The sequence below is a fragment of the Microcoleus sp. Pol17C6 genome (genome assembly GCF_036701145.1).
Lineage (GTDB): Bacteria > Cyanobacteriota > Cyanobacteriia > Cyanobacteriales > Microcoleaceae > Microcoleus.
The window spans coordinates 1-14,311 of record NZ_JAUBQH010000023.1; the positions used below are offsets into that span (position 1 = coordinate 1).

At 46.4% G+C, this 14,311-nt stretch carries 12 protein-coding genes and 1 tRNA gene; 8 read left to right on the forward strand and 5 right to left on the reverse strand.

Translation table 11 applies throughout. The annotated features are described in order from the left end of the window. The first annotated feature begins 277 nt into the window (after positions 1 to 277). Both bchM and QUA25_RS13375 read left to right on the forward strand, forming a co-directional pair. A complete protein-coding gene (gene bchM / locus QUA25_RS13370; protein WP_333038491.1) occupies positions 278 to 964 on the forward strand; it encodes a magnesium protoporphyrin IX methyltransferase in 687 nt (228 codons plus the stop codon). Between the two features lie 215 nt (positions 965 to 1,179). Then, positions 1,180 to 1,572: a DUF423 domain-containing protein gene (locus tag QUA25_RS13375; RefSeq protein WP_333038493.1), complete on the forward strand. Its 393-nt coding sequence runs from the start codon at positions 1,180 to 1,182 to the stop codon at positions 1,570 to 1,572. Positions 1,573 to 1,633: 61 nt separating this feature from the next. Here the strand turns inward: QUA25_RS13375 and QUA25_RS13380 are convergent, their stop codons facing one another. Beyond that, positions 1,634 to 2,728, reverse strand: coding sequence for a hypothetical protein (locus tag QUA25_RS13380; protein ID WP_333038494.1), 1,095 nt, complete (start codon positions 2,726 to 2,728; stop codon positions 1,634 to 1,636). 882 nt (positions 2,729 to 3,610) lie between these two features. Here QUA25_RS13380 and QUA25_RS13385 point away from each other — a divergent pair. Then, positions 3,611 to 5,044 (forward strand): phosphoglucomutase/phosphomannomutase family protein, encoded by a 1,434-nt coding sequence (locus QUA25_RS13385; RefSeq protein WP_333038497.1) that lies wholly within the window; start codon positions 3,611 to 3,613, stop codon positions 5,042 to 5,044. A gap of 365 nt (positions 5,045 to 5,409) precedes the next feature. Beyond that, positions 5,410 to 5,685, forward strand: a complete 276-nt coding sequence (locus tag QUA25_RS13390) for a LapA family protein (protein WP_333038499.1) — start codon at positions 5,410 to 5,412, stop codon at positions 5,683 to 5,685. 14 nt (positions 5,686 to 5,699) lie between these two features. Here the strand turns inward: QUA25_RS13390 and QUA25_RS13395 are convergent, their stop codons facing one another. From QUA25_RS13395 to QUA25_RS13405, 3 genes are all read right to left on the reverse strand, one after another. Next, positions 5,700 to 6,659: a hypothetical protein gene (locus QUA25_RS13395; protein ID WP_333038502.1), complete on the reverse strand. Its 960-nt coding sequence runs from the start codon at positions 6,657 to 6,659 to the stop codon at positions 5,700 to 5,702. Between the two features lie 154 nt (positions 6,660 to 6,813). Further along, the gene (locus tag QUA25_RS13400; RefSeq protein ID WP_333038504.1) at positions 6,814 to 7,872 is read right to left on the reverse strand and encodes a hypothetical protein; all 1,059 of its coding nucleotides are present in this window, start codon (positions 7,870 to 7,872) and stop codon (positions 6,814 to 6,816) included. Positions 7,873 to 8,433: 561 nt separating this feature from the next. Then, positions 8,434 to 9,108 carry an Npun_F0813 family protein gene (locus tag QUA25_RS13405; protein WP_333038506.1) on the reverse strand — a complete coding sequence of 225 codons (675 nt, stop codon included), beginning with the start codon at positions 9,106 to 9,108 and terminating at the stop codon, positions 8,434 to 8,436. A gap of 940 nt (positions 9,109 to 10,048) precedes the next feature. Between QUA25_RS13405 and QUA25_RS13410 the strand changes: the two genes are divergently transcribed. Continuing rightward, a tRNA-Arg gene (locus QUA25_RS13410) sits at positions 10,049 to 10,122 on the forward strand. 28 nt (positions 10,123 to 10,150) lie between these two features. Here QUA25_RS13410 and QUA25_RS13415 read toward each other — a convergent pair. Next, a complete protein-coding gene (locus tag QUA25_RS13415; protein ID WP_333038508.1) occupies positions 10,151 to 10,342 on the reverse strand; it encodes a hypothetical protein in 192 nt (63 codons plus the stop codon). 125 nt (positions 10,343 to 10,467) lie between these two features. Between QUA25_RS13415 and QUA25_RS13420 the strand changes: the two genes are divergently transcribed. From QUA25_RS13420 to QUA25_RS13430, 3 genes are all read left to right on the forward strand, one after another. Next, positions 10,468 to 12,096, forward strand: coding sequence for a site-2 protease family protein (locus QUA25_RS13420; RefSeq protein ID WP_333038510.1), 1,629 nt, complete (start codon positions 10,468 to 10,470; stop codon positions 12,094 to 12,096). 240 nt (positions 12,097 to 12,336) lie between these two features. Beyond that, positions 12,337 to 13,287, forward strand: coding sequence for a hypothetical protein (locus QUA25_RS13425; RefSeq protein WP_333038513.1), 951 nt, complete (start codon positions 12,337 to 12,339; stop codon positions 13,285 to 13,287). 268 nt (positions 13,288 to 13,555) lie between these two features. Further along, complete coding sequence (locus tag QUA25_RS13430; protein ID WP_333038515.1) at positions 13,556 to 14,224, forward strand: hypothetical protein; 669 nt, start codon at positions 13,556 to 13,558, stop codon at positions 14,222 to 14,224. The last annotated feature ends 87 nt before the right edge of the window (positions 14,225 to 14,311 follow it).

Genomic DNA, 14,311 nt, shown 5'->3' on the forward strand with positions numbered 1-14,311 from the left:
TCTTCAAAAATGGTTCGTGGAAATTTTCGCTAAACCCACATAGCTGTTGGATCATTTTTTTTGTGGAGGTCTCTTATACCATTTTAGATTAAAGAATTGAAAAAGTGGGAAGCGGCGAACTGGTATTACCCGATAGATTTTAGATTTTAGATGTGCCGTTTTCATCGAAAATCTAAAATCGCCAATCTAAAATCTGTTGTGGCAAGTTGCACATTTTCCGAACCGGATTGCTATATAATATCTAACCGTTGGCAATAACTCAGCAGCAGGCAGATCGATGAATTTGGTAGACGACAAGACTATTGTTAGACAGTATTTTAACTCGACGGGATTCGATCGCTGGCAGCGAATTTACGGTGAGGGCAAAGTCAATAAAGTTCAGCTAGACATCCGCACCGGGCATCAGAAAACGGTAGATACAGTCATCGAATGGCTGCAAGCTGACGGCAATTTGCCCGGGCTTTGTGTCTGCGATGCCGGTTGCGGTGTAGGCTCTCTGAGCATTCCTCTGGCTGACGCTGGGGCAATTGTTTGCGCTAGCGATATCTCTGAAAAGATGGTAGCAGAAGCTTACGATCGATCGACAGCAGTTCCCGGCAAGGTCTACAACATCTCCTTCGCCGCCCAAGATTTAGAAGCTTTAACCGGCAAATTCCACACAGTGATTTGTTTGGATGTGCTCATCCACTATCCTCAAAATAAGGCGGCAGAAATGATCGCTCACCTGAGTTCGATCGCCGAATCGCGACTAATTCTTAGTTTTGCACCCAAAACTTTAGCACTTACCGCCCTCAAAAAAATTGGTGAACTTTTCCCCGGTCCGAGCAAAACTACTCGGGCTTACCAGCACCGCGAAGCTGATATTATCAAAATCTTAGAAAGCAATGGTTTTGTTATTAACAGAACAGCGATGACTAGCACTAGCTTTTACTATTCTCGCTTGCTGGAAGCTGTGCGGAAATAGGTTAAAAATATCTGCAAAAAAGCTAATTTATCATCAGCCTAGGGTGCGCCCCGCGCACCTTCCATTCCCAGAGTGAGGCCAGTGAACATCTCTACTATGCGATTGCTTCGTGGAGCCTCGCAATGACAAGTAAGGCACGCACCGCGCACATTTGATATCAACAATTAGATGTTTTTCCCTCCTCCTTCTTCCCTCTTCCCTATTCAATAAATATTATGTCAACGCTAATTTTAATTCGCATTTTTATAGCAGCGGCAGCCGTATTCGGAGGTTTATCCGTGGCAGGCGGTGCCTTCGCCTCCCACGCTTTGAAAAATCAATTGAGCGATCGAGCTTTAACCATTTTTGAGACTGGCGCCCGATATCAAATGTACCATGCCCTGGCTTTATTACTCGTCGCTTTACTCTTGAGCCGCACCCCAGAGTCTCAAACCTTTTTTGCAGTGGCTGGATGGGCTTTTATTGCGGGTACAATCATCTTTTCAGGCAGTTTGTACGCCCTGAGTTTGAGCGACATCAAATGGTTGGGTGCAATTACGCCACTGGGGGGAGTTGCTTTGATTGTTGGTTGGGGATGTTTGGCAGTCGCAGCTTTTAGTTTTAAATAGGCAATTGGAAAATTTGAGGCAATTCCCAATTCCCAATTCCCAATTCCCAATTCCCAATTATCTAATTTTCAAAAACATCGCTGGAAAACATCTCAGTCAGAGTACGCAAGTAAGGTACAAATACCGTTAAATCTTCAGCAGGAAGCCGCTCGCATATTTCCCAAAATAAAATTAGCAGCATATCCTGCACTAACTCCCAACTTACATGAAGTTTCGGGTACAACATCACGCAAATTGGAAACAATTCTTGCTGTACCGGGTGAATGCTACCTTCCAAAACGCACCAGCACAAATAGCTTTGAAAAATCTCGACATCCCGGATACCAGAAATTTTTATCTCGCGATCGCTCAAATACCCGCTGCTGCTGCGGTATCCTTGATGCTGGGCACTAGCTCGATCGTACACTGCACTAGCAATCTGAGTCGTGTGCTGCAACAAATGCTGAACGGCTAATAGAGCTCTTGAATTCGGGGGCTGATTCGCCGCCGCCTCGTTAATCTCTCCGTAGGGAATGTGCAGGTAGTCGTCTACAACTTTTAAGTAGGGCGCAAATTCCGCTCGCTCTGAGTCCGAAAGACATCCTAACAAGATTTTGCTAGTGTATTGAAACTCCATTGTCACAAATCCCAGCACTAACGGGTCTGTCTCTGAGTATTTTCGCCTCACTTTGATAATATCTTTTCCCACCAGCACGGACAACCGGAAAACAGGTTCTCTATCCGCATAAGCGTCTATTGCTTTCTGATATAAGGTGCGAGTGTCGGCGGAAATTTCTAAAGGATTAATTAAGCTCTTATCGATCGCGTGCCGCTCTATTTGTTTTCCTAAAAGAGCTTCTACTCTACTCCAAGCTATCTCGCTGGCTAATTTCAGGGTATCTGTCAATTTGTCAACTATTGGGGCTCTATTTGCCTCAAAATTAATTAAATCGAGGCTTGGGAGAATTTGGCGTGGCGCTTGCTTCTCTCGTGCCGCCACTGTACTGTAATATTTTTTTGCCCAGCTAACTGCGAAGGAAGAAACGCTGACACCTCTAGCTTTTGAGAGTTTGTCAGTGTCCGGTCCGGTAATACCTTGGGACGCCTGACTTACGCCCTGTTGAAGTTGGTCTGGTGCTGGTAAAGATTTTGAAGATATTTGTGAAATACCCGTCATGATAAACCTCGTTTTTTTATTAAGTCGCACCCGATATATTCCCCTATTTTTTAACGTTGTTAACTACAATTTTCTGCATTTGTACGCTGACAGTCATCAGCCATTACGCTTAAAGCTATAAGCCATTTGGCTCGACTGCCTGCATCTTTTATAAGTTGCACGTTAATAACGTTATTTATTGTGCGATCGATCACCATCACCCTGTGATCGCGACCCTAATCGATTTTTTTGACGTATAAAGAAGGCTGGAAATAAATTTAAATTGTCTTAAAAGCTGAGAATTAAAGTTAAGTCTGCTTAAAAAAAACTGCTGCTTGAAATACCTTATCTTTGTTTTGGAGGGCTTTGGGTGAGCGCCCTAATCTCTTTAAGAAGCTAGGCTACAGCACGATCTAGGGGTGACTTTGGTTAATTTATTTCTATAGCTGAATTAGAAATGTATTTTTAGTCTGGGGATTGTTAGGAAACCATAACAAATTTAACTATCGGCTTTTCTAAATAAAAAATTAAATTTGAGATGAGAATCAGATTTATGTGCATTTAGTTAATAGCATTGCCAGGGCCGTTTTTTTGCGATCGGTTTTTTAGCTTCCCCGTGAAGCGAAGCTATCCCGTAAGGAATCACCCCCAATTGATCGTCGTCCATTCGATCGACAAACTACCCTTCAAAACCGGAATGAGCGAGTGACTCGCCCGGTAGGCCGCACATTTTGCCAAATCCGGCGGGTTCGAGTCCTGCCGGAGGCCCAAGCCTGTCCCTAGAACGATAGGATTAGGTTGATTGGACACCACGGGCGATCGATCCTCACAAACAGCACGGCCAGTACGTCTTTAAGGCTATGGCTTCGGGTAGGATTAGTAGGACGAGAGGAAGTGGATAAAATGAGCGCTAGCAGCAATTCAACAGAAATTAAGTTCGGAACCGATGGGTGGCGGGGATTGATTGCCCATGACTTTACTTTTGCCAACGTGCGAAAAGTCACCCGGGCGATCGCCAGTTACCTAGAAACCGCTTACACCAAAGACCGCCCAGTTCTAGTCTCCTACGATACCCGCTTTCTGGCAGACGAGTTCGCCCGCACCTCGGCGGAAGTATTGGCAGATTTGGGATGGACTGTGAAAGTGGTCGATCGAGATTGCCCCACACCAGTCATCGCTTACAGCGCCAAGCATCTCAACTCTGCAGGAGCCCTGATGTTCACGGCTTCGCACAATCCCGCACCTTACTGCGGCATCAAATACATCCCCGACTACGCGGGCCCGGCAACCCCGGAAATTACCGATACAATTGTGGCAAATATTGCTGGTGCTTCTGATGCCCCAGCCAAAGGCAGCCACAACGATAAAATCTCGACTTTTGACCCGAAACCCGAATATCTGAAGTTTCTTTATACTTTGATCGATGTGGAGCGGATTCGCTCTGCTAAGTTGAAGGTGAAGTACGACGCTCTCTACTCGACTTCTCGGGGCTATCTCGACGGCGTTTTGGAACACTGCGGCTGCGATGTCGAAAGTTTTCATACCTACCGCGACGTGCTGTTTGGTGGCGGAATGCCGGAACCCAAGGGCGAACAGTTAGTTGAGTTGGTGGAAGCTGTTAAGAAGGATTCGGCGGATTTGGGTTTAGCTACCGATGGCGACAGCGATCGCTTTGGTATTGTTGACGAGTTGGGAAATGTCTTGACTCCAAATACTGTACTGTTGCTGCTGGCGCGTCACTTGGTTAAAAATAAAGGATTGACTGGGGCGATCGTCCGTACAGTCGCAACTACCCACTTGCTGGACAATTTGGCCGCCAAGTACGGTTTAACAATCTACGAAACCGCAGTCGGTTTTAAATACATCGGCGAAAAAATGCGGGAAACTGCGGTGCTCATCGGTGGCGAAGAATCTGGCGGTTTGAGCGTTTTGGGTCACATTCCCGAAAAAGACGGGATTTTGGCTGATATGCTAGTTGCTGAGGCGATCGCCTATGAAGGCAAACCGCTTTCTCAGTTAGTCGAAGAAGCCATTAAAGAAGCCGACGGCCCCCTGTACAACAAACGTTTGGACTTGCACCTAGAAGAAGCCCACAAAGCAGCCGTTTTGGAATCTTTTACCAAGAATCCCCCCACAGAAATAGCAGGTATCGGCGTTAAGGAAATCGGCCGCAAAGACGGGATTAAACTTTATCTTGAAGACGGTGGCTGGGTACTGCTGCGGCCTTCGGGAACCGAACCCTTGATGCGCGTTTACATGGAAACCAATTCTGTGGAAAAAGAAAGCCAAGTTGCCCAACACATGGAAAAGGTAATTTCCCAGTTAGAACCTGTTTAAATTTCTACCTATTCCAATGGGGGTTTTTCCCCTAGCGCTTGGGATTGTGAGGTGCGCCGAAGCGCACCTTACCTATTTTTGATAGCTCTTGTAAAGCCTCTGAACATTAATCATTGATACTGCTGACCCAGTTATATATTTGCAATACACTTGGATTTGTTTAAGTTTGGAATGTGTAAATTTATTGATGTTTGTTTTAATTTTTATTAATAAAAAAACTCAATTTTTTCTGCATCTACTTGACTTTTCCCCTAATTTTATTGTAGAGTATTATATAATGAGGTGTTTGCAAAAATAAAAACTTTACACATATTTCAATTATTAAACAAGTATACAAGTTAAAATATTAGCCTGTCAACCCGTTTATGAAAACAATTCCTCTGCTCGCCATTAGTTTTTTAGTAGCAATTTTAGTAAGCGCGATCGGCATTATCTCAGTGCAAAACGCCGCCCCAGTATCCTTAAACTTTATCTTTTTTCAATCGATACAACTGCCCGTAGGAGTAGTATTGGCAATGAGCCTGAGTGCAGGACTGATAGGAGGTGCGCTACTGCAACCGCTGTGGAACCTTTCAGATTCCCAAAACTCGCGTCCTAAATTTCAGGCAAATCCAGAAGAATCCGACACCGTACAATATTAAATAGATTTAATTCCTTACAGGGAATATACCTGACCGTCAATCAGCAGGCGAGTAATTCCCTTAGCTCGCAAATAAGGCGCTGCTTTTTGCAGCATACTGCTGTCAGGAATCTTGAAAACCCTTTGATTGCGAGTAGCAAATCGGCGGGCCACTCGGTGATTGTCAAACACTGCCAGGGTTTTCTCGCGAATTTCCGCCGCCGGAATTTGACCCAGTTCGCCAAAAGCTTTTAGAGGTCTGGTGATTAACTCCGCTGCCCGATCAACCACCAAATAACAAATTTTGGGCAGAGATGCTTCGCTTAAAGGCAAAACTTCAATTAGTCCTGTACCCCGAAGCTCGATCAAGTCGCTCGACGATAGTGAACCGAGGAGACTACCTTCAGACAGAGAGTCTTCATCCTCTACATCTTCGTCGAAGTCGTCATCTAAATCGTCTTCATCATCCTCATCGTCATCCTCATCGTCGTCCTCAAAATCTCTAAAGTCTTCACCTGCCAGCAGCCCTTCTGCTGGCAGCATTGCCTTTAGTTCACCAGTCACAACAGCGCGGTGGCTTCGATCGGCAAGATTGGCTGCTGGGGCATCTGGCACATCAGAAACATCCAATTCTGCAACTGGTTCAGGGACTGATTCAGAACGCTTTCGGATCGTCGGTCTCGAATTTGAGGCTGACGGCAGGACAGGGACTGACTCCGACAGGGGGACAGCTACAGGATCGATTTCGCCATCTGGCGACGACTCAGTAGTAGCCTCTGTCGGTTCAGAAACACTTGTGCGATCGGACAAACGCTTTTGTTTTTGCTGGACTAGAAATTCGTATTCCGGCTCCGACAAAGCACCCTGAAGGATGCGCCTTACAGTCGAACTGCTCACTCCGTAGCGCTTTGCCAGAGTGATAGTATTCTCGTTGGACTGTCGGTACAGCCTGATGAGTTCGCGTTTGTCTGAATCGGAGAGTTTTGTAGGCGTCATGCCAAGTTTTCCAGCAAAAAGACGTGAAAAGACGCAGGCTAGCAGTCAGCGAACTGTGATTTTTGATTTTCGATTTCAAGCTCACAGATGCAGACAAGGGCAAAAAAGCTTTCGCTTCCCTATCGCTTGCCGAAGCAACCCCAATCTCAAATCGCTACGCTGCGCGACGACTGCGCCTGCTCTGGCGAGAACGGGTTGAGATGTCATGTTCCAAGATAGCTCCTATTCCGAACAGGATGGCGCTGAAAACAAAAAAGACTTCCAGCAAACTGCCGCTTTGATAACTACCCTCAGCCTGAGTATCGCGCCATTTAAAGTACATATCTGCGATGTAAAGCGAAAAAGTTGCAGCCGCAATCATTCTCCAAGATTGGGAAAAACGTCCTCCCCAAAACGCCAGCAGCAATGCAGTAGCAATAATCAGCAGAAAAACGTCCCCGACGATGTAAAACAAATTGATTGCATTTTTGTGAGGCGCCAGTTGCTTGTCTAGTGCCATCACCCATGCGGGAGCTTTGATTTCTGCTTCTTCTTCTTCGGGTGCTGATGCAGGATCAGTCGCTGTTGCTCCTTTTGCCTGCAACTTAGACGAATTTTCCAAAGCAGGCGCTCTTCCTGTTGCAGTGGTTGCTGGTTCAGATTCTGTCACTACTTCTTGAGTGGCTGCCGGAGCCATTCCTAGCTGGGCCCTCCAAGAGTCAGGTGCAGCCACCCAAATAGCTACAGCAATGCCGAAGGCTGCAATTCCCGCTAACAAACCCCACTGCCAAATTTCTAGATTCAGTCGCTTGGAAGTCACAGCTACAACCATGCCCCCGATCAGGACCACATAGCTGCCCAGATAAAACGCATCCGCAGGAGACACGTCCGGGTCTAACTCGAAATACAGTTCCCAAATCCCGAAAAGCACGCCTGCTATGAAATAGAACAGCATCCCCAGACCTATGCCCAGCCAGACGTTGCGCCCGCTGACCATGTGCGGGCTTTGCCAGTTTCTAAAACAGACTAAAGCCGCTCCCAAGTATGCTCCGCATTCAAAAATATAAGTGCCGATCGAGTACCAAAGAGGTAAACCTTCTTCTGCTGAGAGGGGGACGCTGAACAGCAAAAAGAACAGCAGCGCCATGACAGCCCAGACAATGCCCGCAATCACTAGGGTCTGAGCTGACAGTAAAGATGAAGATGTAGATGACTTTTCTGAAGTGCTACTCATAGGGATTCCACGAGACCTAACTAGCGGTTGAACGCACCCCATCTCAATCTTTGATTCTAGATGAGGATGCTTTCGCCAAAAAACCTTAAAAAAACCTTGCTCTGACGCTTCCGGAATAACTGGCGTCCTCAGTGTGTCGTGGGGACTTTTGCCCTCGTACACTCTAGAAAGACTAAGTAAGAATAATATCTATTTACTAATTCAAGGAATCAGTCGTTAGTCGATCTTGTACCCGGAAATATAATGATAGAAATACGGTATATGTCTCCACCCTTAAGGCTTTTACAGTACCCAATCTATCTCGGAAATTCTACCCTCAAATGTTGAGGTATCTGTTTTTTTTGCTTTCACACTTCCCCACTTATATCAATGATTGTGGGTGGGGACTGCGATCGAAACTTAGTTAAATTGCCAGACCATAGGTGGCATCCAAATCGAATCAACAATTTGGTTGGTCAATACAAGTTGGCAATCCAACCTGTATATCGCGTACCCCCTACAGTGCAATTATCTAAGCTAAATTATCTCAGTCCAATTGTCTGAGCAATTGTCAAAGATTTTCTATCCTGCGATCCACAATTTGTTGAGGGCGGATTGTTTCAGCCAATCTAGAAACTGAGTCCGATCCGGACCGGGCATATCTTGCAGCACATCGCTGACTCCCTCAGCAAAGTCCGTATTGCCAAAATACGATTTCCCCAAACGGTGGAGTTCTTGCAATAAGGTTTTGAGATGCTGCTCTTGCCAAGGAGGCACCTTGTGAGTTTGCAAGGGACTAACGGTTAGCCAGTTTTTGATCGCATCAGGGGAGTCTGCCTGGGGGAAGTTTCCCTGCTGAAATACCTTGGCGATATCTTTCTGAAACGATGTGGCTTGCCTTGCGCCTAAGAGGTCTTCTACATCGAAGTAAACAGCTTGGAGGAGCAGCAGACAACCCTGCGCGAACAGTGGTGCTTTGGCTGCTTCATTCCCTGCCGGTTCTTCACCGGCAAGCTGATCTAAACGGACTTTTCCCCAGACGCTATATCTATCCGGCTCTTCTAGCAGAACACAGGCTTTGCCTCGGTTGTCGGTTAAGTCCCGCCACAAGGCTCTGGCGTCTTCTGCTTGCTTGCCGTTGAAGGCGCTGATCAGGCGAAAAGTCTGCCCCTGATAATTGAGAATGGGAATTTGTTGATCCCGTTTTGGGTGTTGAAAATTTGTTATTTCAACATCCTGCCGTTTCAGAATAAACATGACACTGCGATTTGACTCCTGTCATGGCCGAGGTGCTGTGCTTTTGACACTCCCCATGCCTAAAGGCAAAGGGATTCTTGATTCAGCGAGTCCACTTAAATTAGCAGGATTGCTCCCGATCACCTAGAGATGGTTCTCTCCTCAAGCGTTCCGATACTTTTTTGCTAACAAATGCTAACAAATATCTGAGCTGAGATAGTCTCTCAGCCTGGGCGTATAAATCAATGCACGAAGGAAAATCCCCCGCGCACAATTTACGACTGCTGTACTGGCAACGCTTGATTTTCGCGCTCGTGCCGAGCGGGCGATTGACTGTTTTGCTTTGATGCCGTAGAGGAAGCTTATATAGAGGCTCCTTAGCATCAGGGATTTTCACCTGAGTCTTTCAATCCTAGTTCTACCACATTTTTATCAAATATCAAGTCGAGCAGAATGTTAGCAAACATAACTAAACATCAGCCAATTAGTCATTCTGTCTCAACTCATACCTAAAATCATGGAACGAGCTCTGGTTTTTAGGTAATGCGGTCAGCGTTTTAGGCTTTGCCACTAGGGGATGTTAACATAACCAATAGAAATCTGGGAAAAAGCACCTGTGACTCTTGTGCTGTCTGAGTTCCGTCTTAATTGGGAGAGAGAGCCGATCGACCAAATAGTTGGGTTTCACCTCGACCTCTAAATACTTTACCCGAGTTCAGGTCCTACCTAGTTTTGATTGTAAATTTACAATTGTGCTCTTTGCAGGTGACTCCCTCCAGCTTTTGTCAGATAAAGTCTTGGAAGCACAGACACTCTCATAACCTTGGTTTTTTTCCCGAACCATCGCGCTGCACGCCCTATTTTTGTACATCAAAGCGCTTTCTGGGTAAGTCATCACATAATTTACTTGCTCGATCGCACACTGCACCGATACAATAATCTTGTTAGCGATTTTTGAGTTGGGTGCGTAACTCAGTTGGATAGAGTAGCTGCCTTCTAAGCAGCGAGTCGCAGGTTCAAGTCCTGCCGTACCCGTTACACAAATTTAATGACATCAAGGGTTTCAGCACTTTTCTACCACCAAGGAAACAGCGGCTGAGATCTTATTTGCTTCGGATTTGTTTCCCCTGCCCGAATCCGAAACAAATCCGTGAAAAAGCGCCCCCTGCCAAACCGCGGCCAATCTTGCCGCTTCCGGGCGATCGACACTGCTACCCTTCTGAGTATATGCTTGCCACAGCGGATGTGGTATCATAAAAAGTCTATTGTGTCAATAGCCCAGATCCTGTGATGTTCAAACAGCACCAGCAGCAGGTTGTGGGCCGAGTAGCACTCAGGGGTTATCCTTAATAATCAGGCTAGTTTCCGACAGGTTTGGATATGTTCCCAGCAACTCTATTTCATATTCCCCAAAATTTAATGCTATTACTCGACCGCAGCGCGATCGACCGATTACAGCCCCTATTGGCGCAAGCAACCGGAATGCCTATAGTTGCATCGGAAAATACGGCAACAATTGCGCTCGTATTGGTTGCTGTGGGAATTCTGGGTTGGGGATTTTATCGCGCCAGACCTTTTGGCAAACTGGGAATTTTGGCTTGGTTGCAGTCTGTTGCGCTGATGAGTCCCTGGCTGCTGTTCTTTGGTTTGTTCGCCGCCGGAATTTACCTCAATCTAGTGGCGGTATTGTTGCTGCTCGTGGCATCCACGGGATTGTACATTTATCTGGGCCGGCAATTGCGTAAGGCTGCATCCGATGCAGTGCTGCCGCGGCCGGATGCTGCTGAGGTAAAGTCCCAAAGCGATGCTTTCTCTGCCCCTGAGTCGCAGCGACCACCAGGCCCAGAAACCATTAAAATCGTCACTGCCTCGCCTGCGAATAATGAATCAGAAATAATTCCCGTTCCAGTGGAAGACCTCAAGGCAATTAAAGGCATCTTTGGAATTGATACTTTCTTTGCCACAGAAACGATTCCCTATCAAGATGGGGTAATCTTGAAAGGCAATCTCCGGGGAGACCCAGAACAAGTACACTCACGTTTGACGGCAAGTTTGGAAGAAAGATTAAACGATCGCTACCGTCTATTTTTAGTAGAAAATCAGGACGACAAGCCCGTAGTTATTATCTTGCCCAGCACCAACGACCCGCAGCCCACTACCGTATATCAAAAAATCCTAGCAGTCGTGCTGCTGTTGGCAACAATTGCTACCAGCTTGGAAACAGGCGGTTTGCTGCTCGGTTTCGATTTCTTTAACTCGCCGGCTAGATATCTAGAAGTTTTGCCAATTGCAGCGGGAATTTGGACGGTTTTAGGCTCTGGGGAAATTGCTCGCCGAGTGCTGGCAAATCGGTACAAGGTTGGCTTGAGTTGGCCGTTTTTTATACCAACTTTGCAGATAGGTTGTTTTGGAGCGCTCGACCGTTTTGAGTCGCTGCTGCCCAACCGTAAAGTTTTGTTTGACATCGCTTTTGCCGGGTCAGCGGCCGGGGGAATAGTTTCTCTGCTAATGCTGGTAACGGGTTTGCTGCTGTCTCACCCCGGCAGTTTTTTTCAAATTCCCGCAGAATTTTTCAAGGGCTCGGTTTTGGTGGGAACTTTGGCAAAAGTGGTTTTGGGTTCGGCGTTGCAGCAGCAGATTGTTGACGTTCACCCGCTGGTAGTTATCGGTTGGTTGGGCTTGGTAATAACGGCGATTAATTTGATGCCGGCGGGACAGTTGGACGGGGGTAGAATCGTGCAAGCCATCTACGGTCGGAAAATAGCCAGTCGCACTACTTTAGCGACTTTTGTGGTGCTGGCCATCGTTTCTTTAGTTAACCCTTTGGCTCTGTATTGGGCGATCGTGATTCTGATTTTACAGCGGAATTTGGAGCGGCCGAGCCTCAACGAGCTGACTGAGCCTGACGACGCTCGCGCGGCTTTGGGTTTGCTAGCTTTGTTCTTGATGATTGCTGCCCTGTTGCCTTTGACTCCGGCTTTGGCTGGCCGTCTGGGAATCGGGAACTAGCAGTAGTCGGGCATCTTTGGTAATAGGCTCTTGGGTTGCGGTAAATTAGTGGAATAGAGGAATTGAGCGATCAAACTGGGAAATGAAGGGCGATCGGGTTCCTAATTACTAATTTCCAATTAAGACCCGCGCTCAGGGCAATTTATCTACTACCAAAAGTTGATTTTTTTATATCCCAAAATTTGTTTAAACTTGATCGATTAAGTTTAAATAACTTATCTGAGCCTATAGGATAAAGTCATGGCTAATCAACTTCCTCCTGTATTGGTAACTTTTGATGCAGATGTTTTAATGACTGGCAGAACCCAAGTGTGGCAAGAATATTCCAAAGTGGGAACTTGCTATATCCCGGAAGTAGTGTACGACGAAATAGATCGTCTGACAGGGCAAGCGGTGGAAAAAGCTCAAGAGCAAGTAGCTAGAGAGTTTATGCGATTTTTTGCCGACAGCGGCTGGATTGCAACTGACGCTCAGGAAACACACCGAGCTCTCGAACCTTCGATTAAAAATCAAAGCAAGCCAGCAATGCTCGTGGTGGCTACGGCTCAGTGCGTTTACGGTTTGGCTCAGGAACACCCGGACGCATTGGTGATTTTTGTGTCCAACAGCCAGCCTCTGCTGAAGCGGCTGGCTTCTGTAGGCGCTACGAATCTCTGCGGGATTACCGGGGCGATGCTGTTAAATTGGGCGAGGAAAGGAGAACGCCCGCCGGCGGCGACTCAGCAATTGCAAAGTTTGATGCGTACCCTCGCCGAACGCAAATCGACTCAGCGCCCTAACAGCAGAATTCAGGATGCTGCTGTTGGCCAAACGGGGGCTTCTGCTAGCAAGTTAACGGGAACCCGTGGCGCTTCTGAGCTAAAATCGCCCAGCAGTTTTACTAAAACTAATAAAACGGGTTTGACAGAGAAGCGCAGTGCGAGTTCGCGCCCCAAAACGCCGCGGCGCAGTCGCGAGGAGTCGAGAGATTACGAGCCGGCTGTATATCGCATTAAACATATTACACCTCCGAAAAAAAGGAACAGCGGTTTTCTGTCTACTGTGTTCAATTTTTTGGGAGCGTTATTTTTCTTGACGGTAGCGGTAGGTATTTTGTGGCGAGTGTTCGATGTTAGGGGTTTTAGAAAGACTTTTGTGCCGGCTCTACCACAGCCTGTGCAACAATTTGTTAAGTCGATCGACCCTAAATAATCTGGTTTTCTGAAACTTTCACCTTCAGATACGGCTGACTTGTGATTTCTGTCCTCGTTAATCTTGCACCTGGGGAAACTGGAATAGCACGCTTGGTTCACAAATTAGTTCCCTCCCCTAAATATAGCGGTAAGGTTCTTGTGGCGCACCCTACGTTTAGAATTTCTGGCGTTTAGAATTTCTGGCCTTAGTCCGCTGGGAATTTTCAATTGCTACTATCACAATAGAAGATGAACACTTCACTTTAGTGCTCTAAAAATCCATCGCCATGCGGAACGGGAACGAAATAATTAGTGGATTAGCACTAGCTTTTGCGGGTTTTGCGTATGCTTTAGTATTTTTTGTTCTTCTTCCCTTCAGACAGTACGATTATGCAGCACCACTTGGGGCAATAGCAATGGCGATCGCCCTTACTCTAGCAATGAATTGGCTACTATCTGCATCGTTGCTAACTGGGTGGAGTTGGGTGGCTGCATTATTTGGTTTTCAGGTAGCCCTGATGTTTTTTGGTAGCGTGTTTCTGGAAGATGGGCTGTACGTGCCAAATTTGTTGTTTTTTGGAACTATTATCGTAGGATATACGAGCGTTTATACCAGTTTTTCACAACAAAAAACGCTGGTAATTGTGGGTTTATGTACAGTATTTTTCCTAGCTTCAATGTACTTCTCTTTGATGGGCGGCTATTTGATCAAAGGCAAAAATCCGTTTCAGGGTTCTTCTTTCCAGATGCTGCCGCTGTTGAATCAAAGAGTAGAAATTATCACTGACAATCCCAAACAATTGTATTTGAATGGCCAAACAGGCGAACTCACGCATATTGACCGTTATGAGGTGACTGTGAAACTAGATTCTGAAGAAGACGAGAGATTGATGTGGCCCTATGTCAATGTTTGGTGGCAGGATATCAAGGCTGCTAGCGCACATAAATCGCAGTAATTTATATTGTTTCGGGTTGCATAGAAATAATAAAATCGAGTTGACTGTTCACTGTCAACCGTCAACCGTCAACAATCATGAGGAGTG